General features: G+C 74.9%; 27 protein-coding genes and 1 pseudogene. 15 read left to right on the forward strand and 13 right to left on the reverse strand.

Translation table 11 applies throughout. The annotated features are described in order from the left end of the window. The first annotated feature begins 108 nt into the window (after positions 1-108). The 3 genes from D0Z06_RS03610 (at position 109) to D0Z06_RS03620 (ending at position 2033) form a co-directional block, all read left to right on the forward strand. Positions 109-717, forward strand: a complete 609-nt coding sequence (locus D0Z06_RS03610; protein WP_117375988.1) for a molybdopterin-dependent oxidoreductase — start codon at positions 109-111, stop codon at positions 715-717. Between the two features lie 106 nt (positions 718-823). After that, positions 824-1462: an FAD-binding oxidoreductase gene (locus D0Z06_RS03615; protein WP_117376116.1), complete on the forward strand. Its 639-nt coding sequence runs from the start codon at positions 824-826 to the stop codon at positions 1460-1462. 55 nt (positions 1463-1517) lie between these two features. Next, a complete protein-coding gene (locus D0Z06_RS03620) occupies positions 1518-2033 on the forward strand; it encodes a GNAT family N-acetyltransferase (RefSeq protein WP_117375989.1) in 516 nt (171 codons plus the stop codon). 40 nt (positions 2034-2073) lie between these two features. Here the strand turns inward: D0Z06_RS03620 and D0Z06_RS03625 are convergent, their stop codons facing one another. Next, positions 2074-2772: a monooxygenase gene (locus tag D0Z06_RS03625; RefSeq protein WP_117376117.1), complete on the reverse strand. Its 699-nt coding sequence runs from the start codon at positions 2770-2772 to the stop codon at positions 2074-2076. A gap of 135 nt (positions 2773-2907) precedes the next feature. Here D0Z06_RS03625 and D0Z06_RS03630 point away from each other — a divergent pair, with 135 nt between their 5' ends. Continuing rightward, positions 2908-3720, forward strand: a complete 813-nt coding sequence (locus tag D0Z06_RS03630; protein ID WP_117375990.1) for a formate/nitrite transporter family protein — start codon at positions 2908-2910, stop codon at positions 3718-3720. Between the two features lie 7 nt (positions 3721-3727). Here D0Z06_RS03630 and D0Z06_RS03635 read toward each other — a convergent pair whose 3' ends face one another. From D0Z06_RS03635 to D0Z06_RS03650, 4 genes are all read right to left on the reverse strand, one after another. Continuing rightward, positions 3728-4111, reverse strand: coding sequence for a DUF6958 family protein (locus D0Z06_RS03635; protein ID WP_147331973.1), 384 nt, complete (start codon positions 4109-4111; stop codon positions 3728-3730). Next, positions 4108-5322 carry a serine hydrolase domain-containing protein gene (locus D0Z06_RS03640; RefSeq protein ID WP_117375992.1) on the reverse strand — a complete coding sequence of 405 codons (1215 nt, stop codon included), beginning with the start codon at positions 5320-5322 and terminating at the stop codon, positions 4108-4110. The genes D0Z06_RS03635 and D0Z06_RS03640 overlap by 4 nt, the downstream gene beginning before the upstream one ends. A gap of 95 nt (positions 5323-5417) precedes the next feature. Next, positions 5418-6608 carry a pre-mycofactocin synthase MftD gene (gene mftD / locus D0Z06_RS03645; protein ID WP_117375993.1) on the reverse strand — a complete coding sequence of 397 codons (1191 nt, stop codon included), beginning with the start codon at positions 6606-6608 and terminating at the stop codon, positions 5418-5420. Positions 6609-6635: 27 nt separating this feature from the next. After that, complete coding sequence (locus D0Z06_RS03650) at positions 6636-7478, reverse strand: mycofactocin-coupled SDR family oxidoreductase (protein ID WP_117375994.1); 843 nt, start codon at positions 7476-7478, stop codon at positions 6636-6638. 201 nt (positions 7479-7679) lie between these two features. On the opposite strand from D0Z06_RS03650, the gene D0Z06_RS03655 reads away from it, so the two are divergent. Continuing rightward, positions 7680-8483, forward strand: a complete 804-nt coding sequence (locus D0Z06_RS03655) for an SDR family oxidoreductase (protein ID WP_117375995.1) — start codon at positions 7680-7682, stop codon at positions 8481-8483. A gap of 6 nt (positions 8484-8489) precedes the next feature. On the opposite strand, the gene D0Z06_RS03660 is transcribed toward D0Z06_RS03655, so the two are convergent. Continuing rightward, positions 8490-9038 (reverse strand): DUF1990 family protein, encoded by a 549-nt coding sequence (locus D0Z06_RS03660; RefSeq protein ID WP_117375996.1) that lies wholly within the window; start codon positions 9036-9038, stop codon positions 8490-8492. A 38-nt stretch (positions 9039-9076) separates the two neighbouring features. Here D0Z06_RS03660 and D0Z06_RS03665 point away from each other — a divergent pair, with 38 nt between their 5' ends. Continuing rightward, positions 9077-9931, forward strand: a complete 855-nt coding sequence (locus tag D0Z06_RS03665) for a HipA family kinase (protein ID WP_117375997.1) — start codon at positions 9077-9079, stop codon at positions 9929-9931. Further along, positions 9928-10320 carry a DUF3037 domain-containing protein gene (locus D0Z06_RS03670; protein ID WP_117375998.1) on the forward strand — a complete coding sequence of 131 codons (393 nt, stop codon included), beginning with the start codon at positions 9928-9930 and terminating at the stop codon, positions 10318-10320. Before D0Z06_RS03665 ends, D0Z06_RS03670 begins: the two co-directional genes overlap by 4 nt. Positions 10321-10396: 76 nt before the next feature. On the opposite strand, the gene D0Z06_RS03675 is transcribed toward D0Z06_RS03670, so the two are convergent. The 6 genes from D0Z06_RS03675 to D0Z06_RS03700 all read right to left on the reverse strand — a co-directional run bounded on the left by D0Z06_RS03675 (position 10397) and on the right by D0Z06_RS03700 (position 14696). Then, a complete protein-coding gene (locus D0Z06_RS03675; RefSeq protein ID WP_117375999.1) occupies positions 10397-10690 on the reverse strand; it encodes a 4a-hydroxytetrahydrobiopterin dehydratase in 294 nt (97 codons plus the stop codon). A 118-nt stretch (positions 10691-10808) separates the two neighbouring features. Beyond that, positions 10809-11519 carry a phosphoadenylyl-sulfate reductase gene (locus tag D0Z06_RS03680; protein ID WP_117376000.1) on the reverse strand — a complete coding sequence of 237 codons (711 nt, stop codon included), beginning with the start codon at positions 11517-11519 and terminating at the stop codon, positions 10809-10811. Continuing rightward, positions 11516-11686, reverse strand: coding sequence for an Insertion element protein (locus tag D0Z06_RS03685; RefSeq protein ID WP_117376001.1), 171 nt, complete (start codon positions 11684-11686; stop codon positions 11516-11518). The genes D0Z06_RS03680 and D0Z06_RS03685 overlap by 4 nt, the downstream gene beginning before the upstream one ends. Then, a complete protein-coding gene (locus D0Z06_RS03690) occupies positions 11683-13371 on the reverse strand; it encodes a nitrite/sulfite reductase (RefSeq protein ID WP_199522107.1) in 1689 nt (562 codons plus the stop codon). The genes D0Z06_RS03685 and D0Z06_RS03690 overlap by 4 nt, the downstream gene beginning before the upstream one ends. Before the next feature lie 213 nt (positions 13372-13584). Beyond that, entirely contained in the window at positions 13585-14163 is a 579-nt protein-coding gene (gene cysC, locus D0Z06_RS03695) for an adenylyl-sulfate kinase (protein ID WP_117376002.1), read from the reverse strand. 59 nt (positions 14164-14222) lie between these two features. Further along, positions 14223-14696 (reverse strand): RrF2 family transcriptional regulator, encoded by a 474-nt coding sequence (locus tag D0Z06_RS03700; protein ID WP_117376003.1) that lies wholly within the window; start codon positions 14694-14696, stop codon positions 14223-14225. 34 nt (positions 14697-14730) lie between these two features. Between D0Z06_RS03700 and D0Z06_RS03705 the strand changes: the two genes are divergently transcribed. The 8 genes from D0Z06_RS03705 (at position 14731) to D0Z06_RS03740 (ending at position 23097) form a co-directional block, all read left to right on the forward strand. Next, positions 14731-15477, forward strand: a complete 747-nt coding sequence (locus D0Z06_RS03705) for a (deoxy)nucleoside triphosphate pyrophosphohydrolase (RefSeq protein ID WP_199522108.1) — start codon at positions 14731-14733, stop codon at positions 15475-15477. Positions 15478-15813: 336 nt separating this feature from the next. Next, positions 15814-17469 (forward strand): peptide ABC transporter substrate-binding protein, encoded by a 1656-nt coding sequence (locus D0Z06_RS03710; protein ID WP_199522109.1) that lies wholly within the window; start codon positions 15814-15816, stop codon positions 17467-17469. 137 nt (positions 17470-17606) lie between these two features. Then, positions 17607-18530 carry an ABC transporter permease gene (locus D0Z06_RS03715; protein WP_117376004.1) on the forward strand — a complete coding sequence of 308 codons (924 nt, stop codon included), beginning with the start codon at positions 17607-17609 and terminating at the stop codon, positions 18528-18530. Next, positions 18523-19500, forward strand: coding sequence for an ABC transporter permease (locus D0Z06_RS03720; RefSeq protein ID WP_117376005.1), 978 nt, complete (start codon positions 18523-18525; stop codon positions 19498-19500). The genes D0Z06_RS03715 and D0Z06_RS03720 overlap by 8 nt, the downstream gene beginning before the upstream one ends. After that, positions 19497-20549 carry an ABC transporter ATP-binding protein gene (locus D0Z06_RS03725; RefSeq protein ID WP_117376006.1) on the forward strand — a complete coding sequence of 351 codons (1053 nt, stop codon included), beginning with the start codon at positions 19497-19499 and terminating at the stop codon, positions 20547-20549. Before D0Z06_RS03720 ends, D0Z06_RS03725 begins: the two co-directional genes overlap by 4 nt. Next, complete coding sequence (locus tag D0Z06_RS03730; RefSeq protein ID WP_304999743.1) at positions 20542-21642, forward strand: ABC transporter ATP-binding protein; 1101 nt, start codon at positions 20542-20544, stop codon at positions 21640-21642. Before D0Z06_RS03725 ends, D0Z06_RS03730 begins: the two co-directional genes overlap by 8 nt. A 148-nt stretch (positions 21643-21790) precedes the next feature. Continuing rightward, entirely contained in the window at positions 21791-22687 is an 897-nt protein-coding gene (mshB, locus tag D0Z06_RS03735; protein ID WP_117376007.1) for an N-acetyl-1-D-myo-inositol-2-amino-2-deoxy-alpha-D-glucopyranoside deacetylase, read from the forward strand. Then, positions 22684-23097 (forward strand): hypothetical protein, encoded by a 414-nt coding sequence (locus D0Z06_RS03740; RefSeq protein ID WP_117376008.1) that lies wholly within the window; start codon positions 22684-22686, stop codon positions 23095-23097. Before mshB ends, D0Z06_RS03740 begins: the two co-directional genes overlap by 4 nt. Here the strand turns inward: D0Z06_RS03740 and D0Z06_RS03745 are convergent. After that, a pseudogene (locus D0Z06_RS03745) lies at positions 23054-23809 on the reverse strand (GNAT family N-acetyltransferase). The gene D0Z06_RS03740 and the pseudogene D0Z06_RS03745 sit on opposite strands and share 44 nt — an antisense overlap. Between the last annotated feature and the right edge of the window lie 99 nt (positions 23810-23908).

Consider the following 23908-nt stretch of genomic DNA (forward strand, 5'->3'; position numbering starts at 1 on the left):
CGACCGTGTTGTCGGCCACGTAGACGCCCGGTGAAAAAGCTCTCGTAAGGCTGTCCTAACCCGTCCGTGGTATGCAGCGGCCACGAGACCCATCCGAGGGAGGACGACATGGCCGGACCCACGCGGGGCTTCCTGGGCCGACGCCGCGACCGGGATCCCCGTCTCCCCCCCGGTCAGTACGACGTCGGCGCGGACTGGCCGGTGCTCACCGCCGAGCCGACGCCGCGGATCGTCCCCGAGACCTGGAGCGTGACCGTCGACGGCCGGGTGGGGTCGCCGACCACGTGGACCTGGGCGGAGGTGCACCGGCTGCCGCGCTCGGAGTACCGGGGCGCCATCCACTGCGTCACCACCTGGTCGAGGTTCGACACCTGGTTCGCGGGCGTCTCCGTCGACACCTTGCTGGAGGCGGCCCGGCCGACCGACGAGGCGCGGTTCGTGGTGGCCACGTCGAAGACGGGTTACACCACCAACCTGCCGCTCGAGCACGTCCTCGGCGGGAAGGCGTGGCTGGTCTGGGAGCACGACGGCCGGCCGCTGCCGGTCGAGCACGGTGGGCCGGTGCGGCTGCTCGTCCCGCACCTGTACTTCTGGAAGAGCGCGAAGTGGGTCACCCGGCTGACCCTGCTGACCCGCGACCAGCCGGGGTTCTGGGAGCAGAACGGCTACCACGACCTCGGCGACCCCTGGCGCCAGCAGCGCTACCAGGGTGATTGAAGGACCCCGTCCTCCTCACCCCTCGCAGGCTCGGGGCGGGCCTCGGGACGGGACCAGGGGGATCACGTCCTGGCGGACGGCGACGGTGGCCGGGGTCCGCCGTCCGGTGCCCCGCTCGGTGCAGCTGCGCCTCGACGTCGCCGACCGGGTCGACCACCTGCCCGGCCAGCACTACGTCGTCCGCCTCACCGCCCCGGACGGCTACACCGCGCAGCGCTCCTACTCCGTCGCCTCCGCGCCGGGTGATCCGCTGGTCGAGCTGTTCGTCGAGCGGCTCGACGACGGCGAGGTGTCCACCCACCTCGCCGACGTCGTCGAGCCCGGCGACGAGCTGGAGGTGCGCGGCCCGATCGGCGGCTGGTTCGTGTGGGACGGCGCGACGCCGGCGCTGCTGGTCGCCGGGGGAGTCGGCGTCGTGCCGTTCGTGTCGATGGTGCGCACCGCCGCCGAGCTCGGCCGCACCGACCTCCTGCGCGTGGCCGTCTCCACGCGGACGCTGGCCGAGCTCGCCTACGCCGACGAGCTGGCCGCTGCCGGTGCCCTCGTCGTCACCACTCGCGAGCCGCACGGCATCCGGCCCGCCGGCCGGCTCGCCCCGGCCGACCTGGTGCCGCTGTGGGAGCCGGGGCAGACCTGCTACGTCTGCGGGTCGGCGGCCTTCGCCGAGGCGGCCTCCCAGCTGCTGCTCGGCCTGGGGGTGCCGGCGACGTCGATCCGGGTGGAGCGCTTCGGCCCCAACGGCTGACCGGCCGCCGTCCCCGCGTCCAGGCCGCCGCGGGGCCAGCGGGAGAATCGGCCGCATGAACGCCCGGGTGAGCGCGGTGTCGGCCGTCGACGAGGAGCTCCGCCGCTGGCTGCTCGCCTGCTGGACCGACGTCAGCAACGCGGGCGGGGCGGTCGGCTTCGTCCCCCCGGTGACGCCCGACGAGGTCGCCCCGGTCCTGGACGCGCTCATCGGCCGGGTCGAGCAGGGGCGCGAGGTGCTCGCCGTGCTCGAGGTGGACGGCGCGCGGGCCGGCTTCGCGGTCCTCTCGCTCTCCCAGAGCCCGCTGCGGCAGCACTGGGCGACCGTGCTGCGGGTGCAGGTGCACCCGGACCTCCAGGGCGAGGGGCTGGGCCGCGTCCTGCTCGCGGGCGTGCACGACCTCGCCCGGGCGCGCGGGCTGGAGTTCCTGCACCTGACCGTGCGCGGCGGCACCGGGATCGAGTCCTTCTACGAGCGGCTCGGTTACCGGGAGTTCGGCCGGATGGCCGGCGCGATCCGGGTCGCGCCCGGTGACGACCGCGACGAGCTGCACCTCACCTGCCGGCTCTGAGCGCGGGCCGGTCCCTGCGCGACCTCGGCCGAGCCGCCCGTCACGCGAGCGGGTCGCGGCCACCGATCGTGCCCTCGGCGTCGAGGACCCCGAGCCGGGCGAACAGCTCCTCGGCGTACCAGCCCTCCCGGGCGGTGCGGGCGACGACCTCCCGGTGCGGGGCCCGGCGGTGGGCGAAGGCGCCGAGGGCCGCGGCCGAGTCCCACAGGCTGAACGTGCCCTGCAGGCCCAGCGGCGCCTCCCCGATGCCGATCGCCAGCCGCAGCCCCGGGCTGGCGTGCAGGTCGGCCGAGACCGGCGGGACGGCCCGCCAGAACGACAGCGCCCTGCGGGGGACCAGCCGGGCGCGGGTGACCGCGGCGACCGGGCCGTCCCAGCGCTGGGGCCACGGCCGGCCGAAGGGCTCCTGCCGCGACCACAGCCCGCGGGCGGTCAGCGGGCGCAGCCGGACCGACCACTCCTCGTCGGCCAGCCGGCGCCACCGCCCGGGGACGGCGCCGCGGGAGAACTGCTCGGCCGCCCGGGCGTCGTCCCAGACGGCGAGCAGCGCCCAGCGGCGGGGGTCGGCGTCGGAGAGGGTGAAGGTGCGCCCGCTGCCGGTGCCGAGCAGCTTGGCGAACCGCAGCCCCGGGGTGCGGCGCAGCGCCCGGCGGTCGGCGGCCATGCGCAGCAGCGCGCCCGGCACCGCCCGGGTCGGCACGCCCCAGACGTGCAGGGTCGCGATCCGTCGGGAGGTCACCCACCGATCCTCCCCGACGGGGGTCACCCGCCGCCGTGCCCGGGTGTGCCGGTGGGCGCGCAGCGGGTAGTCCCCACCGCCGTCACCGCGGGCACCTCCACCGGGAGCCCGGTCGGCCGTCATCGAGGAGGGCACGTGGCCGAGGACACCCGGGAGGAACTGGGGGAGACCGACGCCCCGGCCGAGGACGAGGTCGCCGAGGCGTTCGACCGCATCGTCGACGAGGGGGCCCAGCGGCTGCACCGCTCGTGGCGGGAGGTCCTGGCCACGGGCCTGGCGGGCGGCATCGAGATCGCCACCGGGGTCGTCGCGCTGCTGGCCGTCTACGCCGAGACCGGTAGCCACCTGCTGGCCGGGCTGGCCTTCAGCATCGGCTTCATCGCCCTCGCGCTGGCGCGCAGCGAGCTGTTCACGGAGGGCTTCCTCGTGCCCGTGACCGCGGTGGTCGCCGGCCGGGCCAGCGGTCCCATGCTGGCCAAGCTCTGGGCGGGCACCCTGGTCGCCAACCTCGTCGGCGGCTGGGCGGTGATGTGGCTGGTCGTGCGCGCACTGCCCGAGCTCGGCGGCACCGCGGTCGAGTCCTCGGCCGACTTCGTCGACGCCCCCCTCGACCTGCGCGCGGTCTGCCTCGCCCTGCTCGCCGGCATCGTCATCACGCTCATGACGCGGATGCAGCACGGCGCGGACTCGGAGGCGGGCAAGATGGTGGCCTCGGTGATCGGCGGCTTCCTGCTGGCCGGCCTCGTGCTGTTCCACTCCGTCCTGGACTCGCTGATCATCTTCGCCGCCCTGCACGCCGGTGCGCCGTTCGGCTACGGCGCCTGGCTGGCCTGGTTCTGGTACGTCGCGCTGCTCAACCTGGTCGGCGGGCTGCTGGTGGTGACCGCCCTGCGCCTGGTCCGCAGCAAGGAGCTCATCGAGCGGGAGCGCGCGTCGGCACGGTCGTGACGGGGCGTCAGCCCTCCGGGGCCCGCCGGCGGATGCGCTGCGGGCTCGACCCCGGTACCCGCTCGATCTCCCCGCGCGCCTCGAGGTCGACCTTCGTGTAGGTCACGTAGTTGCGCAGCCGCCCGCCCGGGAAGAGCTCGTGCCGGCCGTACCGGTCCTGCCCGAGCGCCACGACGTCGCGCAGCAGCGCGGTCCCGTCCGGGCCGGCCAGCTCGTCGATCGCGTCGAGGACGTGCGCGCGCAGCACCTCGTACTGGCGCAGGTCCATGGTCCAGCCGTCGAGGCCATCCGGCCGGGTCGCGTTGAACACCTCCACGCGGCCCCGGGCGCGGGCTTCGGCGTCCGCCGCCCAGGCGCTGTCGGGGACGGGGGCGGAGTGGGGATCGCTCACGGGCCCCACTGTGCCCGCTGCCGGCCCGTCCGGCCCCGCCTCCCCGCGCGGCCTCCCGGCCAGGGCCCGAAGACGGCCGCCCGGAGGTCGCCGAACACGGCCGGCGGCTGCGGGGAGGACCACATCTGGTTGGTGAGCAGCACCGCGGTGGCGCCGGTGACCGGATCGGTCCACCAGGAGGACCCCAGCCCGCCGTCCCAGCCCCACGAGCCCGCGTGCCGCCCACCGGGCTCGTCCGCCCGCCGGACGCCGGTCCCCAGCCCCCAGCCGCCGCCCTCGTCGTCGACCGGGCCGGCCTGCTCGGTGAGCATGGCGCGCACCGTCCCGGCCTGGAGCACCGTCGTCCCGTCCGGCGTGCGGCCCCCGGCGGCGAGCACCCCCGCGAGGGCGGCGAGGTCGTCGACGGTCGAGACCAGCCCGTCGCCGCCGTCGGGGAAGGCCGGTGGGCGTGCCCACTGGCCGTCCGCGGGGTCGTAGAGCTCCCGCCGCCCGTCCGCGCCCGGCGGGCCCCAGTGCGGGCCCAGCCGGTCGCGGGCGCCTTCGGGCACGCCGAACCCGGTGCTCGTCATCCCCACCGGCCCGAGCACCCGCTCGGCCAGGACCTCGGGCAGCGGCCGCCCGGCCACCCGCGCGACGAGGACCCCGAGCACGCTGGCGCCGGTGTGGTACAGCCAGCGCCGGCCGGGCTGGTGCGCCAGCGGGAGGGTGGCCAGGCGGCGCAGCCACTCGTCCGGTGCCGGCGCGGCCTGCGGGGCGGGCGGGCCCACGGGGAGCCCCGCGGCCAGGGCCGCGGCCACGGTCGGGGACGGCCACGGCACCGTGAAGTCGATGCCCAGGCCCAGCCGGCAGGTGAGGACGTCGCGCACCGTGATCGGCCGCTCCGCCGGCACGGTGCCCGCCGCCGGGTCGGTGGGGTCGGCCAGCACCCGCCGGTCGGCCAGCTCGGGGAGGATGCCGTCGACCGGGTCGTCGAGGCCGATCAACCCCTCCTCGAGCAGGGACAGCGCCGCCACCGCCACCACCGGCTTGGTGACCGACGCGACGCGGAAGACGGTGTCCGGCCGCACCGGGTCCTCCCCGCCGGGGGTGTGCACCCCGGCCGCGCCGCGGGCGACCTCGCCGTCCCGGTGCGCCCACCACGCCGCCCCGGGCACCGCCCCGGCCGCGACGTGGTCGCCCACCACCGCCGCGACGTCCTCCGCCAGCCCCACGGCCGCCTCCTCGCATCGGGTCCCGCCGGATCCGACCGGGCGGCGGCCGCGAACTCATCGGCGGGGACCCGCCGGCGGGGCCGCGACCCCCTCGGTCAGCGGACCGCCGCGCCCTCCACGCCGAGCCGGCGGGCGAACCCGGGCGGGACCACGACGTCCTCGCGGCCCAGCTCGGTGACCGTCGAGTGGCCCATCCCGAGCAGCGCCGAGTCGACCCCGCTCCGCAGGACGTCGAGCACGTTCTCGACCCCGGCCTGCCCGTTGGCGGCCAGCCCCCACAGGTAGGCGCGGCCGATCATCACCGCTCGGGCACCCAGGGCGAGGGCCTTGACCACGTCGCTGCCGCGGCGGACGCCGCCGTCGAGCACGACCTCTACCCGGTCCCCGACGGCCTCGGCCACGGCGGGCAGCGCCCGGATGGTGGCCGGGGTCCCGTCGAGGTTGTTGCCCCCGTGGTTGGACACCGAGATGGCGGTCACCCCGGCGTCCACCGCGCACCTGGCGTCGTCGACCCGGGTCACGCCCTTGAGCATGAACGGGCCGTCCCACTGCTCGCGCAGCCAGGCCACGTCCGCCCAGTCCGGCCGCTTGGACTGCATCCACTCGCCGTAGGCCTGGAAGAACGTGGGCGGCTCCTCGCCGTCGACGGCCATGTTCGGCACCGCCAGGCGGGGCAGCTGCAGCCGCCGGGCGTACCGCAGCAGCCAGCGCGGGCGCAGCGCGGCCTCGGGGGCGAACTTCACCATCGTCGGGAGGTCGAGCTGCTCGGGGATGTCGGGGCTGCCCCAGTCCCGGCCGGTGGCGAACGACCAGTCGAGGGTGAGGATGAGCCCCTTGGCCCCGGCCTTGCGGTGCCGCTCCAGCCGCCGGGCCATGGCCTCCCGGTCGCCCACCCAGTAGGTCTGGATGAACGTCTGCGGGTTGGCCTCGACCACCTGCTCGACGGGCCGGCTGCCGAAGGAGGACAGGCCCATCGCGGTGCCCTTGGCGTGCGCGGCGCGGGCGACGGCGACCTCCCCCTCGGGGTGCACCGCCTGGACGCCGACCGGCGAGATCATCACCGGCATCGAGATCGGCTGCCCCATCACCGAGGTGGACAGGTCGCGCTCCGCGGACAGCCCCGCGACGTGCGGGGCGAACCCCAGCTCGCTGAAGGCGTCGCAGTTGTCCTTGAGGGTCAGCCCCTCCTCGGACCCGGCGACGCAGGCCAGGTACACCGACCTGGGCAGCCGCTTCTTCGCCAGCCGCCGCGCCTCGGTGACGGTCTCGAACCACTCGTCAGACATCGTCGTCCCCTCCTCGGGTCCAGGGCGTCACTGGAGGGTGAACCCGGCGTCGACCTTCAGCTCCGTCCCGGTGACGTAGCGCGCCTCGTCGGAGGCGAGGAAGAGCAGGGCGTTGCTGACGTCGATCGGCTCCACCCAGGGGACGGGCAGGGCGTTCGTCTCCTGGAACGCCGGGGCCGCCTCCTCCTTGGTGGGGTGCTCGGCCTCGGGGAGGTAGAGCTTGTACGCCGACTCGTTGAAGATCATGTCGGTGGCCACGCCGGTCGGGTGCACCGTGTTGACCCGGATGTTGTGCTGGGCGAATTCCATGCCCAGGGTCCGCATCAGCCCGACGACGCCGTGCTTGGCGGCGGTGTAGGCGGCCACGTTGGGGAAGCCCTTGAGCCCCGCGGTGGAGCTGGTCAGGATGATCGACCCGCCGGTGCCCTGCTCGATCATGTGCGGGATCGCGGCCTTGCAGGTGTGGAAGACGCCGGTCAGGTTGATGTCGATGACGTCGCCCCACTTGCGGTCGGTGACGTCCAGCGTCGGGCCGAAGGTGAAGATGCCGGCGTTGGCCGACACGATGTCGACGTGCCCGAGCTGTTCGACGCCCTCGTCGAGCGCCGCCTTGAGCGCGTCGAAGTCCCGGACGTCGGCCTTGCGGGTGACGATCCGGCGGTCGAGCGCCTCGACTTCCTTCGCCGTCCGGGCGAGGTCCTCCTCGCTCGGCATCGGGTAATGGTCCTCGGTCACCGACGCGACGTCCTCGCACAGGTCGACCGCGATGATGTCCGCGCCCTCTTGGGCGAGGCGGACCGCGTGGCTGCGGCCCTGGCCGCGTGCGGCACCGGTGATGAAGGCGACCTTGCCCTCGACTCGTCCTGCCATGACTGCCTCCAGGTGTCGTCGTCGTGCTCGGTCGGAGGTCGGGCGCCGGGCGCCGGACCCCCGTCCCACGCGCTGCTCCATGGGTTCGAGGCACTGGCTGGCTACCCCCCGCCGACGAGGGGGCACCCCACCCGGCCACCCGTCACGGAACCGAAACGTGCCGATACGTGGTCACGGCGCCGCGCCGGGTAGCCGGTCGGCATGGCAGAGCAGCCGCGTCCGGTCGCCGTCGTCACCGGTGCCGCCCGGGGCATCGGCGCGGCGGTGGCCGAGGCCCTCGCCCGGGACGGCTGGGACCTCGTGCTCGGTGACGTCCCACGTCCCGACGCCGTGCCCGGGCTCGACTACCCGCTGGCCGGCGCCGAGGAGCTCGCCGACGTCGCCGAGCGCTGCGGGGCCGCCGGCGCCGCGGTGGCGACCGCCGCGTGCGACGTGCGCGACGAGGAAGCGGTGCAGCACCTGGTGGCGCGGGCCGGCGCGGGGCGGCTGCGGGCGGCGGTGGCGGTGGCGGGGGTGATGGGCGCCGACGGGCCGGCCTGGGAGCAGTCGGCGGCCGATCTCGACCGGGACCTCGCGGTGGACCTGCACGGGGTGGCGCACCTGGCGCGGGCCGCGGTCCCGCGGCTGCTCGCCACCGGGGAACCCGCGCTCGGCCGGTTCGTGGCCGTGGTCTCCGCGGGGGGCGTGCGGGGGCTGCCCCGGCTGGCCTCCTACGTGGCCGCCAAGCACGGCGCCCTGGGCTACGTGCGGGCGCTGGCCACCGACCTCGCGCCGCACGGGGTCACCGCCAACGCGGTGCTGCCCGGGAGCACCCGCACGCGCCTGCTGGAGCGGACCGCCCGGGCCTACGGGCTGGGCTCGGTGGAGGAGTTCGCCGCCCAGCAGCGGCTCGGCCGGCTGGTCGAGCCGGCCGAGGTCGCCGAGACCGTCCGGTGGCTGTGCTCGCCGGTGTCCTCGGCGACGACCGGGGCCGCGCTCCCGGTCGACGCCGGGTTCACCGGCTGACCGGCCTCACCCGTCGGCGGCCCGGCGGACCGCCGAGAGGTAGCGGGCCGTGGCCAGCCGCTGCACCGCCCAGGACGCCGGCCCGGCCAGGCGCGCCGCCGGGGTGGCCAGCCGGGAGAACACCCGAAGCCGGAACTCCACGGCGCCGTCCGGTCGCAGCCGGACGAGGAAGGCCTCCTCGCCGGTCTCCGGGTGCCCGGGGAGGGTGCCGTAGCCGAACCCGCGCTCGTCGCCGTCCGGCTGCGCCCAGACCACCCGGCAGGGGATGTCGTAGCCGGGCCGGGCGAACCCCGCGGTGAGGACGACGACCGTCCCCGGCTCGGTCGGCGGCCCGTCGGCGCGCACCCGCAGGCCCACGCTGCGCTGCATGCGCCAGCCGAAGACCGCGGCGGCGGCCCGCTCGAACGCCGCGGGCCCGGAGCCGACGACCGCCGTGCGCTCGTCGCTGCGGTAGCCCGGGGGCGGCCACCGGCCGTCGCGGGTCGCGCCGACCTCCGGGTAGGTCAGCGGGACGCCGGCGAGGTCGGCGGGGGTCAGCGCGCGGAACAGGCCCACGCCGGCCAGTGTCCGGCGCCGGTAGGGTCGCGGCCACTGTGCTGCCCGCCGTCACCGCCACCCGCTACGTCACCCCGCTGCGCGAGGGGGGCTCGCTGCCCGGGCTGATGGAGGCCGACGACCTCGGCACCTACGTGGTCAAGTGGCGCGCCGCCGGCCAGGGCGTGAAGGTGCTGGTCGCCGAGGTGGTGTGCGGGGAGCTCGCGCGGGCGCTGTCGCTGCCGGTGCCGGCCCTGGTGACCGTCGACGTCGTCCCCGAGCTGGCGGTGGGGGAGCCCGACCCCGAGGTGCAGGAGCTGCTGCAGCGCTCCGCGGGGCGCAACCTCGGGCTGGACTACCTGCCGGGCGCGCTGGACTTCGAGGCCGGGGTCGCCACGGTGGGCCCGGAGCTGGCCGGCCGGGTGCTGTGGTTCGACGCGCTCGTGGGCAACGTCGACCGGTCGTGGCGCAACCCCAACATGCTGTTCTGGCACGGCCGGCTGCAGCTGATCGACCACGGGGCGGCGCTGACCTTCCACCACTCGTGGCCGGGGGCGGCCGCCGCGGTGCGCCGGCCCTACGACGCCGGCCAGCACGCCCTGGTGGAGTGCGCGCCGGACGTCCGCGCGGCCGACACCGCGCTCGCCCCCCGGGTGACCCGGGAGCTGCTCGCGGGCGTGCTGGCCCAGGTGCCCGACGAGTGGCTGGACGGGCCCTCCCCGGAGGACCCGCCGGAGGCCGTCCGCGGGCGCTACGCCGACCAGCTGCTGGCCCGGCTCGGTGCCCGGGACGCCTGGCTGCCCCCGCTCGTCGAGGCCGCCCGCGCCGGCCGCCCCCGTCGCCGGGCCCCGCGGGGGGAGAACCGGCCGGCCTGGCTCGGCCCGCCCCCGCCGCCGGGGGTGAGCCAGCGGTGAGCCGGGACACCTTCGAGTACGCCGTCCTGCGCGTCGTGCCCCGGGTGGAGCGCGGGGAGGCCATCAACGCCGGCGTCCTCGTGTACTGCCGGCAGCGCGACTACCTCGGCTCGCGGGTGCGGCTCGACGTCGACCGGCTGCGGGCGCTGGACCCGACCGCCGACCCGGAGGCGATCGGCCGGGCGCTGCAGGCCGCCGCCGACGTGTGCAGCGCCGACCCGGCCTCCGGCGCCGCCGGCCGCGAGGCGCTGGGCTCGCGGTTCCGCTGGCTGACCGCGCCGCGCAGCACCGTCGTCCAGCCCGGGCCGGTGCACACCGGGCTGACCGACGACCCGGACGCCGAGGCCGACCGGTTGCTGCGGCTGCTGGTGCTGCCCGTCGCCGGCTGACTCCCCCCGGGCCCCGGGCGTCCGGCCCGTACCCCGGGTCGCCGGTCCCGCGGTCACAGCGGCGTGGTCGTCGGGTTCAGGCGGGGAAGAGCCCGTCGATGCGGCGGGCCAGCTCCAGGTCCAGCTCGCTCACCCCGCCGGCCGAGTGGCTGACCAGCGAGAGGTGCAGGGTCCGCCAGCGCAGGTCGGCGTCGGGGTGGTGGTCCAGCTGCTCGGCGACGAAGGCGATCCGGACCAGGGCGGCGACGGCGTCCGGGAAGCCGGGGAGCTCGATCGAGCGCCGGATCCCGTCCCCGTCGCCCGACCAGAGCGGCAGCCCGGCGAGGGCGGCGGAGAGCTCGTCGGGGGACAGGCGCGGCGGTCGGGCCATGGCGTCAGTGTGCCGCCCCGGACGGCCTCGCCCCAGGGGGTTCGACGGCCTCGTCCCAGGGGTCCGCGGCGCCGGCCTCGTCCCCGGGCCCCACCGCGAGGTCCTTCCGGAGGTCCTGTCAGGCGTGCAGGCCGCACTCGGTCTTGCCGCGCCCGGCCCAGCGCCCGGCCCGGGGGTCCTCGCCCGGGGCCACCGGCCGGGTGCACGGCGCGCAGCCGATCGAGGCGTAGCCGACCTCGTGCAGCGGGTTGACCGGCACCTGGTGCTCGGCCAGGTAGGCGTCCACGTCGTCCTGGGTCCAGGCGGCGATCGGGTTGACCTTCACCATGCCGCGCCCGGCGTCCCAGTCCACCAGGCGGGTGCCGGCCCGCGTCGGCGACTCGTCGCGGCGCACCCCGGAGCCCCAGGCCACGTACCCGGCCAGCGCCCGGGCCAGCGGCTGCACCTTGCGCAGCGCGCAGCACAGGTCCGGGTCCCGGTCGTGCAGCCGCGGGCCGTGCTCGGCGTCCTGCTCGGCGACCGTCCGCTCCGGGGTCGCGTTCACCAGCGTGATCGGCAGGACACCGCTGATCCAGTCGCGGGTGCCGATCGTCTCGGCGAAGTGGTAGCCGGTGTCCAGGAAGACGACGTGCACGCCCGCGACGGCGCGCGAGGCCAGGTGCGCCAGCAGCCCGTCGGCCATGGACGACGTGATCGCGAAGCCCTCGCCGAAGGTCTCCCCGGCCCAGCGCAGCACCGCCAGGGCCTGCTCCACCGGGTCGGCGATGCCCTCGAAACGGGCGTCGGCCTCGGCGGCCAGCTCGGGGGTCGGCGCCACGGCGGTCGTCATGGGTGCTGCACTCCTGTCCCGGTCAGCCGGACGGTGAAGGTCCGCAGGCAGGCGGCGCAGTGCCACTCGCCCCGGTCCCCGTGCGGGGTGAGCTCCTCGTCCCCGCAGTACGGGCAACAGAAGAGCGGCAGCTGCCGCGTCCGGCCCGAGGGGGTGTCCTCGGTCACACGAGCCACGCTTCCTCGGCCCGGGCGACGTAGGCGGCGAACCGCTCGCCCGGCTCCCGGCGCTCGAGGTAGCCGCGCAGCACCCGCTCGCAGTAGTCGGCCGTCTCGGCCTTGGTCACCTTGTGGCCGCGGAACTTCCGGCCGAACGCGGCCTCGATGCCGAGGTGCCCGCCCAGGTGCACCTGGAAGCCCTCGACCATCTCGCCGGAGTCGTCGCGGACCATCGAGCCCTTGAACCCGATGTCGGCGGTCTGGAAGCGGGCGCAGCTGTTGGGGCAGCCGTTGACGTTGATCGAGACGGGCTCGTCGAAGTCCGGCAGCCGCTTCTCCAGCTCGGTGTACAGGTCCTGCGCGTGGCCCTTGGTCTCGACGATGGCCAGCTTGCAGAACTCCAGGCCCGTGCAGGCCATGGTCCCGCGGCGGAAGGCCGAGGGCCGGACCTGCAGGTCGTGCTCGGCGAGGGCGGCGACGAGGCCCTCCACCCGGTCGTCGGGGACGTCGAGGACGACGAGCTTCTGCTGGGCCGTCGTCCGGATGCGGCCCTCGCCGTACTCCTCGGCCAGGTCGGCCACGCGGGCCAGCAGCGTGCCGCTGATGCGGCCGGTGCGCAGGGCGAAGCCGACGGCGTTGCGGCCGTCCTTCTGCCGCATGACGCCGACGTGGTCGCGCTGGTCGTGCCTCGGCGGCGCGGGCGCGGGGCCGTCGGGCAGCTGCCGGTGCAGGTACTCGTCCTCGAGCACCTGGCGGAACCGCTCGGGGCCCCAGTCGGCCATGAGGAACTTGATCCGGGCGTGGTTGCGCTGCCGGCGGTAGCCGTAGTCGCGGAAGACCGCCGTGCAGGCGGCCCAGACCTCGGTGACCTCCTCGGGCCGGACGAATACGCCGATCCGCTGGGCCAGCTTGGGGTTGGTCGACAGCCCGCCGCCGACCCACAGGTCGTAGCCCGGCGTGCCGTAGTCGTCGAGGACCCCGACGAAGGAGACGTCGTTGATCTCGTGCCCGGTGCAGTGGTCGGCGCACCCGGACATCGACGTCTTCCACTTGCGCGGCAGGTTGCTGAACTCCGGGCTGCCGACGTACCTGGCCACCGTCTCGGCGACCACGTCGGTCGCGTCGACGACCTCGTCCTCGAGGACGCCGGCCAGCGGGCAGTTGAGCATCACGCGCGGGGTGTCGCCGCAGGCCTCCATCGTGGAGAGGCCGACCGCCTCGAGCCGCCGCCAGATCTCGGGCACGTCCTCGATGCGGATCCAGTGCAGCTGCACGTTCTGGCGGTCGGTGACGTCGGCGACGTCCCGGCCGAACCCGGTGCTGATGCCGCCGATGACGCGCAGCTGCGCAGCCGTGAGCTGCCCGCCGTCGATGCGCACGCGCAGCATGAAGTAGGAGTCCTCGAGCTCCTCGGGCTCCAGCACGGCGGTCTTGCCGCCGGGGATGCCCTGGGCGCGCTGGGTGTAGAGGCCCATCCAGCGCATCCGCCCGCGCAGGTCGGAGGGGTCGATGCCGTCGAATCCGGTGTGCTGGTAGATGTCGAGGATCCGCTGGCGGACCTCGAGGCCGTCGGAGTCCTTCTTCATCCGCTCGTTCGGGTTGAGCGGCTCGCGGTAGCCGAGCGCCCACTGGCCCTGGCCGCGCTGTGCTGTGTCGCGACGCTGCGGCCGGTTGCTGGTGCGGGGGGTGGTCACGTCGTCTTCTTCCTGCGCCCCTCCGCCGGGACCGCACCCGGGCACGAGGGCGCTGCCGGATCGAGGGGGCGCAGCGGACGCTGCGCGCGGGGACCGGTGTCAGCGCTCCGGGCGACAGACCGCGCTGCTCACCAGCGCGAGGTCGATGTGACGGCGCTCGACGAGCAGCACGCCACGACCGGTCACCCGGCCATGGTCGCACACGACCGGGGATCAGCGGGCCGGGGCACCGGCCTCGCCGCGGGCCCGGGGCGGGGCCCCGTCGCCCTCCATCGCGGCGCGGACGAGGGCCACCGACCGCGCCAGCGGGGTCACCGACGTGTCGATCACCAGCTCGGGGCGCACCGGGGGCTCGTAGGGGTCGCTCACCCCCGTGAAGACCGGGATCTCCCCGGCGCGGGCCCGGGCGTACAGCCCCTTGACGTCGCGCTCCTCGCAGACCTCCAGCGGGGTGGCCAGGTGCACGAGCACGAACCGGCCGTGCCGCTCGACGAGCTCCCGGGCCTCCTCGCGGGCGGCCTCGTAGGGGGCGATGGCCGCGACGACCACCGTCCCCCCGTGCTTGACCACCTCGCCGGCGACGAAGCCGATCCGGCGGATGTTGAGGTCGCGGTGCTCCCGGGAGAAGGTCAGCTCGCTGGAGAGGTGGGTGCGGACGACGTCGCCGTCGAGGACCGTCACCGGCCGGCCCTCGGCCTCCAGCCCGGCGATCAGCGCGTCGGCGATCGTCGACTTCCCGGCCCCGGACAGGCCGGTGAGGAACACGGTGACACCCCGGTGCGGCGCGCTCATGCCGCCATCCTGGCCCAGCCGCCCCCGGTGGCGGGCGGTCGGGCGTCCCGCCGGGCGGGTCAGCGCGGCAGGTCGGCGGAGAAGGAGCGCCACGCCTCCTCGAGCGCGGCCAGCTCGGCCGCCGCGCCCGGCAGCTCCCCGGCCACCACGTCGGCCAGGGTCACCTCCTCGAGCACCCGCCGGTAGGCCTCCCGGGCGGCGACCCACACCGAGGCGAGCGGCCCGGCGCTGCCCGGGTACTCGACGTCCTCGGGGCGCTGGCCGTGCACCTCGGCGAGGAAGCCCTGCTCCACCCGCATCACCCGGGCGATCGAGACCTCCTCGGGCGGCAGGGCCAGCCGGTAGCCGCCCTCGCGGCCGCGCTGGCTGGTGACCAGCCGGGCGTGCTGGAGGTCGCCGAGGATGGACTGCAGGAAGCGCGAGGGGATCTGCTGGGCGGTCGCGATCCGGTCGCAGGTGAGCGCGCCGGGCGCGGCCGCCGCCAGTTCCACGGCCGCGCGGACGGCGTAGTCGACCCGGGCGGTGATGCGCACGGGCCCATCCTGCCCGGTCTGCGACCCTGGGCGGGTGCCACGACTGCGGTTCACCACCCTGGTGGAGGCGCCGCTGACGGTGGCCTTCGACGTCGCCCGTGGCCCCGACGGCTCCTGGTCGCCCCCGCTGGAGGAGGTCGAGGCGGTGCGCCCGGACCGGGTGGTGCACGCCCGTGGCGGCCTGCGGCGCACCCGCCGGTTCGCCGCCACCGACGCCGGGACGCGGGTAGAGGAGGAGCTCGAGTGGGCCGGCCGGCTGCCCGGCGTCCTCGGCCGGGTCACCGACCGGGTGCGGGGCCGCCGGCTGGGCCGGGTCGCGCCCGCGCGGCTGGGCGCCTACGCCGCGGTGGCCGCCCGGCGGGCGCGCGACGTCGTCCAGGTGGTCGGCGCGGCCCTGGTGGACGGCGACCGCGTGCTCGTCGCCCAGCGCTCCGGCGGCCTCTACGACGGCTGCTGGGAGTTCCCCGGCGGCAAGGTCGAACCGGGCGAGGACGAGCGCGCCGGGCTGGTGCGCGAGCTCGAGGAGGAGCTCGGGCTCACCGTGGTGCCCGGCGCCTTCCTCGGCGAGGTGGTGCTCGACGGGGTCGTCGCCGGGGGAGCGCCCGGGGGGTCCACGCTGCGCCTGTGGGCGGCCACCGCCGCCGGGGGAGCGGTCCCGACCGCCCGCGAGCACGCCGAGCTGCGCTGGGTCGGCGCCGCCGACCTCGACGACCTCGACTGGATCCCCGCCGACCGGCCCCTGCTGCCGGCGGTCCGGGGGCTGCTCGACGGGCGCCGCTGACCAGCCCGCAGACCGAGCCCGCTGAACCGGCGCTGTGGACCCTGTGGCGCGCACCGCGAGGGGGCGGACTCCTTGCGGCCGGACCGGACGCGGGCCGCAACTCCTCCCGAGTGGGAGCATCCCTCCGCCCGCAAGCACGATTCCACGGTGTGAGACGGTGAGCAGAGGTCACAACTCGGTGTCGGTCGTGGCGGCCGGTGCGCTACGCGCCTAGGTTTTCCCGACGTACCGACCGACCGGTACCTGTCCGCACGATCCCGCCGGCCCGGCCGCGCGGCCGGCCCCGGGGAATCGAGACCATTCCCCCCGCACCGCGGGACGAGGGAGGCATTGCACGTGAGGTTGAGCAAGCGTTCTGCGGTGCTCGTCGCGACCGGCCTGTCCGGCGCGATGGTGCTGTCCGCCTGTGGTGGCGGGGACGACGACGGCGGCACCGGCGCGGCCGGGGGCGACGGCGGGTCCTTCAGCGTCTACATCGGTGAGCCGGAGAACCCGCTGGTCCCCGGCAACACCAACGAGACCGAGGGTGGCCAGATCGTCGACTCGCTGTTCACCCGGCTGGTCCAGTACGACGTGGAGACCAACGAGGCGGTCTTCACCGGGGTCGCCGAGTCGATCGAGTCCGAGGACCAGCAGACCTGGACGGTCAACCTCAAGGAGGGCTGGACCTTCCACGACGGGACGCCGGTCACCGCGCAGTCGTTCGTCGACGCGTGGAACTACACCGCCTACAGCCCGAACGCGCAGGGCAACTCGTACTTCTTCTCGAACATCGCGGGCTACGACCAGCTGCAGGCGCCGACCGACGACGCCGGCAACGTCACCGGTGAGCCGGCCGCCACCGAGATGTCGGGCCTGCGCGTCATCGACGACCGGACCTTCGAGGTCGAGCTCACCTCGCCGTACGCGCAGTGGCCGACCACCACCGGGTACACCGCGTTCGCCCCGCTGCCCGAGGCGTTCTTCGAGGACCCGGAGGGCTTCGGCGAGCAGCCGATCGGCAACGGCCCGTTCCAGGCCGAGGAGGCCCTCGTCCCCGGTCAGGGCATCACCCTGACCCGCTACGATGACTACGCCGGCGAGACCGAGGGCAACGCCGACTCGGTCGAGTACCGCATCTACACCGAGCAGAACACCGCCTACACCGACCTGCAGGCCGGCAACGTCGACATCGTCGACCAGCTGCCGCCGGAGGTCATCGCCTCGGCGGAGGGGGAGTTCGGCGACCGGTACCTCGAGACCGCGCAGGGCGACATCACCTCGCTGGGCTTCCCGACCTACGACCAGCGCTTCGCCGACCCGAACGTGCGCAAGGCGTTCTCGATGGCGATCGACCGGCAGGCGATCAGCGACGCCATCTTCAACGGCACCCGCACCCCGGCGACCTCCTACATCAGCCCGGTCGTCGACGGCTTCCGCGAGGACGCCTGCCAGGTCTGCGAGCTGAACGCCGAGGAGGCCAACCGGCTGCTCGACGAGGCCGGCTTCGACCGCAGCCAGCCGGTCGACCTGTGGTTCAACGCCGGCGCCGGCCACGACGCCTGGATGGAGGCCATCGGCAACCAGATCCGGGAGAACCTCGGCGTCGACTACAACCTGCAGGGCAACCTGGACTTCTCCGAGTACCTGCCGCTGCAGGACGCCCAGGGCATGACCGGCCCGTTCCGGTCCGGCTGGATCATGGACTACCCGGTCGCCGAGAACTTCCTCGGCCCGCTGTACTCCACCGCCGCCATCCCGCCGGCCGGGTCGAACGTGACCTTCTACAGCAACCCGGAGTTCGACCAGGCGATCGCAGAAGGCAACTCCGCCGAGTCGAACGACGCGGCCATCGAGGCGTACCAGAACGCCGAGGACATCCTCCTCGAGGACTTCCCGGCCGCGCCGCTGTTCTACCGGCTGAACCAGGGTGCGCACTCGGAGAACGTCGACAACGTCATCATCGACGCCTTCGGCCGCGTCCGCGTCGCGGACGTGCAGGTCGTCGGCTGACCCTGTAGGCACCGCACCACCCGCCGGGGGCGCCGTCCACGCCAGGACGGTCGCCCCCGGCGGCGCGTGTGCCCTCGACAGAGCACGATGGAACCGGCGCCCCCGACCCGGGCCGGCGCACACACCCGAGGGGGGACATGGGCCGCTACGTCGCGCGCCGCCTCTTGCTCACCATCCCGGTCCTGATCGGCGCCTCCTTCCTGATCTTCGCGCTGGTGTACGCCCTGCCCGGCGACCCCATCCGCGCGCTCGGCGGTGACCGCCCGCTCTCCCCGGCCGTGCAGGCCGAGCTCCGCGAGGAGTTCAACCTCAACGACCCGTTCGTCATCCAGTACGTCAAGTACCTCGGCGACCTGGTCCAGGGCGACTTCGGCACCGACTTCCGCGGCCGCGAGGTGCTCGACACGATCGAGCAGCGGCTGCCGGTCACCGTCCGGCTGACCGTGGTCGCGATCGCCATCGAGGCGGTCATCGGGATCATCGCCGGGGTCCTGGCCGGGATCCGCCGCAACGGTTTCCTGGACAACCTCGTGCTGGTCAGCAGCACGATCATCGTCTCCATCCCGATCCTGGTGCTCGCCTTCGTGGCGCAGTTCGTCTTCGGCCTGCAGTTCGGCTGGTTCCCCATCGCCGGGATCGGGGACGGCTGGTACAGCTACCTGCTCCCGGGCATGGTGCTCGCCGCCGGCTCGCTGGCCTACGTGGCCCGGCTGACCCGCACCAGCGTGGCGGAGAACCTGCGCGGGGACTACGTGCGGACGGCGCGGGCCAAGGGCCTGCCGAAGCGGACGGTCATCGTCCGCCACACGCTGCGCAACAGCCTCATCCCGGTGGTCACGTTCATCGGCGCCGACATCGGCACGCTCATGGGCGGGGCGATCGTCACCGAGTCGGTGTTCAACCTGCCGGGCCTCGGGCGGGCGGTCTACGACGCGATCCGGGCACAGGAGGGCGCGGTCGTGGTCGGCATCGTCACGCTCTTCGTCTTCTTCTTCATCTTCTTCAACCTGGTGGTCGACGTGCTCTACGCCGTCCTCGACCCGAGGATCCGCTATGACTGACCGGAACCGGCGGGGCACCGCCGTCGACCAGCAGCAGGCCGACCTGCGCCACGACGAGGTCCAGGCCGGCACGCAGACCGGGCTGGACGAGCCGGACGTCGACGTCACCGACGCCCGGCAGAACAGCCTGTGGAGCGACGCCTGGGGCGAGCTCAAGCGCAACCCGCTGTTCTGGATCGGCTCGTTGCTCGCCCTGGGGTTCGTGGTGATGGCGCTGTTCCCGTCGCTGTTCGCCCGGGGCGCCGACCCGCGGGACTGCAGCCTGGCCAACAGCCAGGGCAAGCCGTCGGCCGAGCACTGGTTCGGGTTCGACCAGCAGGGCTGCGACTACCTCGCCAACGTCGTCTACGGCGCGCGGAACTCGCTGATCATCGGCCTGCTGGCCGTGGCGGTGGTCCTCGTGATGGGGATCCTCGTCGGGGCGGTCGCCGGGTTCTTCGGCGGCGGTGTCGACAGCCTGCTCTCCCGCATCACCGACATCTTCTACGCCCTGCCGCTCGTGCTCGGAGCGCTGGTCGTCCTGCGCAGCGGCACCCTCGGCCGCGGGGTCGTGGCGGTCGCGATCGCGCTGGCCGCCTTCGGCTGGATGACCGCGATGCGGCTGGTCCGGTCCCAGGTCATCGCGGTGAAGAGCTCGGACTACGTCGCGGCGGCCCGGGCCATGGGGGCGTCCAACGGGCGCATCCTGGTCCGGCACATCCTGCCGAACGCGGTCGCGCCGGTGCTGGTGTACACGACGATCACCATCGGCGTGCTCATCGCCGCGGAGGCCACGCTGACCTACCTCGGCGTGGGCCTGCAGCGGCCGGCGATCTCCTGGGGCCTGCAGATCGACGCCGGGCAGAACCTGCTGCGCGTGTCGCCGCACCTGGTGCTCTTCCCCAGCCTCGCCCTGACCCTGACCGTGATGGCGTTCGTGATGCTGGGTGACGCCCTGCGCGACGCCCTCGACCCGAGGCAGCGCGCATGACCCGCCCCGACCTGTCCGAGCCGGCCCCCGCGCCCGACCCCACCGGCACCCCCGTGCTGGAGGTCGACGACCTGCACGTCGAGTTCCGGACCCGCGGCGGCGTGGTGAACGCGGTCAACGGGGTCAGCTACTCCCTGGCCGAGGGCGAGACCCTGGCCATCCTCGGCGAGTCCGGGTCCGGGAAGTCCGTGTCCGCCCAGGCGATCATGGGGATCCTCGACTCCCCGCCGGCGCGGATCACCGGCGGCGGCATCTTCTTCCAGGGCCGCGACCTGCTGACGATGCCGGAGGACGAGCAGCGCAAGGTCCGCGGGCCGGGCATCTCGATGATCTTCCAGGACGCCCTGTCCTCGCTGAACCCGGTCTACAGCGTCGGCTTCCAGATCGGGGAGATGTTCCGCGCGCACCGCGGCACCTCCCGCAAGGAGGCCAAGCAGCACGCCATCGAGCTGATGGACCGGGTGCGCATCCCCGGGGCCCGCGCGCGGGTGAACGACTACCCGCACCAGTTCTCGGGGGGCATGCGCCAGCGGGTCATGATCGCGATGGCCATCGCCCTCGACCCGCGCGTCCTCATCGCCGACGAGCCGACCACCGCCCTCGACGTCACGGTGCAGGCCCAGGTGATGGACCTGCTCAAGGACCTCCAGCGCGACACCGGCATGGGCCTGATCCTCATCACCCACGACCTCGGCGTGGTCAACGAGGTCGCCGACAACGTCGCCGTCATGTACGCCGGGCGCATCGTCGAGCGGGGCACGGTCGACGACGTCTTCAACAACCCGGCGCACCCCTACACCGACGGCCTGATGAGCTCGGTGCCGCAGGTCGAGCACAAGGGCGGCCGGCTGCTGCCCATCATCGGGCAGCCGCCGAACCTGGCCGCGATCCCGCCCGGCTGCCCCTTCCACCCCCGCTGCGCGCGCCGCCGGCTCGAGGCCGACGCCCTGCCGGGCCGGGTGTGCGACACCGATGTCCCGCCGCTGCGGCTGGTCGTGCCCGGCCGCGAGGCGGCCTGCCACTACAGCGAGGAGGTCCTCGGTGCCTGACGACAGCTCCGGGAGCACCGCGGCGTCCCCGTCCGGGGGGGCCCCGCTCTCGAAGGGGGGCCGGCGCCCCTCCGCCCCGCCCGCCGGTGACGCGCTGCTGGAGATCCGGGACCTGCAGAAGCACTTCCCGCTGACCCAGGGCGTCGTCTTCAAGCGCACCATCGGGCACGTCCGCGCCGTGGACGGCGTGAACCTCACCCTGCGGCGCGGGGAGACGGTGGGCCTGGTCGGCGAGTCCGGGTGCGGCAAGTCGACGGTGTCGAAGCTGATCGTCGCGCTGGAGAAGCCCACCGCCGGCTCGATCGTCTACAAGGGCCGCGACGTCACCGGGCTCTCCGGCAAGGCCCTCAAGGAGTACCGCCGCGAGGTGCAGATCATCTTCCAGGACCCGTACGCCTCGCTGAACCCGCGGATGACCGTGGGCGACATCGTGGCCGAGGGCTGGTCGGTGCACGACGACGTGGCGCCCAAGAAGGGCCGCCTGCAGCGGACCCAGGAGCTGCTCGACCGGGTCGGCCTCAACCCCGACTACGTCAACCGCTACCCGCACCAGTTCTCCGGCGGGCAGCGGCAGCGGATCGGGATCGCCCGCGCCCTGGCGCTGCGCCCGGAGATCATCGTCTGCGACGAGCCGGTGTCGGCCCTCGACGTCTCCGTCCAGGCCCAGGTGGTCAACCTGCTCGAGGACCTGCAGGAGGAGTTCGGGCTCTCCTACCTGTTCATCGCCCACGACCTGTCCGTCGTCCGGCACATCTCCGACCGGGTGGCGGTCATGTACCTCGGCAGCATCGTCGAGGAGGGCACCGACGAGCAGGTGTACGGGTCGCCCTCGCACCCCTACACGCAGGCGCTGCTCTCCTCGGTGCCGCTGCACGAGCCGCACCTGCGGGGGCAGAAGGACCGCATCCTGCTCCAGGGCGACGTCCCCAGCCCGGCCGACCCGCCCTCGGGCTGCCGGTTCCGGACCCGCTGCTGGAAGGCCCAGGACATCTGCGCCCAGGAGCCGCCGGCGCTGGTCGACCGCGGCCAGGGGCACCCGTCGTCCTGCCACTTCGCCGAGGCCCGCGAGGTCGTCCCCGTCGACGCGGAGTGAGGTGTTCCCGGCCGGACCCGCCGTGATCATGGGGATCCCGCAGGGATCCCCGGCGTGTCGGCCCGTGTCGCGTGGAACAACCCCGTGATCGACGCGGCGGCGGGGTGCAGGGCACCCGTTCTCGGGGGGCCGGGGAGAATGGCCCACCGTGACCGCCGACCGCCGCCTGCTGCTCGTGCACGCCCACCCCGACGACGAGACGATCAACAACGGCGCGACCATGGCGCGCTACGTCGCCGAGGGTGTGCAGGTCACCCTGCTCACCTGCACCCTCGGCGAGGAGGGCGAGGTGCTCGTGCCCGAGCTGGAGCTGCTCGGCCCCGAGCACGCCGACCAGCTCGGCGGGTACCGGATCGCCGAGCTGCGGGCGGCGATGGAGGCGCTCGGCGTCACCGACTGGCGCTTCCTCGGCGGGCCCGGGCGGTACCGGGACTCCGGGATGATGGGGACCCCGGCCAACGACAAGCCCCGCGCGTTCTGGCGCGCCGACCTCGACGAGGCGGTCGCGCACGCCGTCGCCGTGGTCCGGGAGCGGCGCCCCCAGGTCCTCGTCACCTACGACGAGCAGGGCGGCTACGGCCACCCCGACCACATCCAGGCGCACCGGGTCGCGATGGCCGCGGTCGAGCGGGCGGCCGACCCGGCCTACCGGCCCGACCTCGGCGAGGCGTGGGACGTCGCCAAGGTCTACTGGTGCTGCATGCCCCGCTCGGTGGTGCGGGAGGGGGTCGAGGCGATGGCCGCGCTCGGCGAGGAGTCGCCGTTCGACTCGCTCGGCGACATCGACCAGGTGCCCTTCGCCGTCCCCGACGAGGTGGTCACCGCCGCCGTCGACGGCCGGGCCCACGCAGGCCGCAAGGACGCCGCCATGCGCGCGCACGCCACCCAGATCACCGTCGACGGGCCGTTCTTCGCGCTGTCCAACAACCTCGGCCAGGAGGTGCTCGGTGTCGAGCACTACCGCCTGGTGCGGGGCGAGCGCGGCCCGGCCGGCCGGGGGTCGAACGGCTGGGAGGACGACCTGTTCGCCGGCCTACCCGGATGAGGGCGGCGGCGCGGGTCGCCGGCGGGCTGCTCGTCGTCGTCCTGGCCACCTGGCTGGCCCTCGTCGAGGTCTTCTGGCTGCCCCTGCGCATCGGCGCGGTGCCGGTCCCGGTCTCGGTGGCCGCGGCGGTGGCCGGGAACCTGCTGCTGGTCCCGCTGGCGGCGCGGCTGACCGGCTCCCGCGCGGCCGCCGTCCTCCCGGCGCTGGTCTGGCTGGCCGTCGCCCTGGCGGCGAGCACCCGCCGGCCGGAGGGGGACCTCGTCGTCACCGGGGACGGGGTGGCCGGGGTGGTCAACCTCGCCTTCCTGCTGCTGGGCGTCGTGGCGGCGGCGTTCGCCGTGGGCCGGGTGCTCGCCGCGCCCCGGGTCAGCCCGGGGCCAGCCGGTAGTGGTAGCGGTGGTGCTCGATGAACCCGGCCTGCCGGTACAGCGCCCGGGCCGGCGCGTTGGACGCCGTCACCTGCAGGTAGACCCACCGGGCGCCGCGCTGCGCCCCTCAGCGCAGCAGCGCGGCCATCACCGCGGTGGCCAGGCCCTGCCGGCGGTGCGCCTCCTCGACGGTCACCGCGGCCACCCCCAGCCAGTCGCCGGTGACCACCCCGCGGCCGACGGCGGCCAGCGGCGCCGGCTCCGGGTCCCGCCGGACCGAGGCGAAGGCGACCTCGTCGGCGTTGGTGAGGACCGACCGCGCGGTGGCGGGCAGCGGGCGCCCGCGGTGCCGGTACCCGGCGAGCCAGGCCTCGTCGGGCACGGGGGAGAGGTCGACGGCGACCGCGTCGTCCGCCGGGGGCGCGGTCACCGGGGCGGTGAGCACCAGGACGTCCTCGTCCCGCTCCCAGCCCGCGGCGGCGCACGCCGCGTCCGCCGCCCGCGACGCCACACCCGGCAGCTGTGCGGTGGGCCGCAGGTCCCGTGCGGTGTACCAGGCGGCCACCGCCGCGACAGCCTCCGGCAGCGGCACCCCGGGGTCGCCGACGACGAGGGCGGAGTTGGCCCGTCCGGTGAACCCGCCCCCGGCACGCAACACCCAGTCGCCCAGCGGCTCCTCCTCGGTGCCGCGCCAGCCGCGCGCGGCGACGCGCTCCAGCTCGGCGACACCGAGGGGGCTGCGGCTCTGTCCCATGCCCGCGATCCTCGCCGGTGCCGCCCGGGCCCCTCGACGGGGGCAGCCGGCCCGCCCCCGTCGCACGCGGGAGCCCGGTCGCACGACATACTGAACGCT

Origin of the sequence: Geodermatophilus marinus (assembly GCF_003428645.1) — a bacterium.
In the GTDB taxonomy this organism is placed as follows: domain Bacteria; phylum Actinomycetota; class Actinomycetes; order Mycobacteriales; family Geodermatophilaceae; genus Geodermatophilus.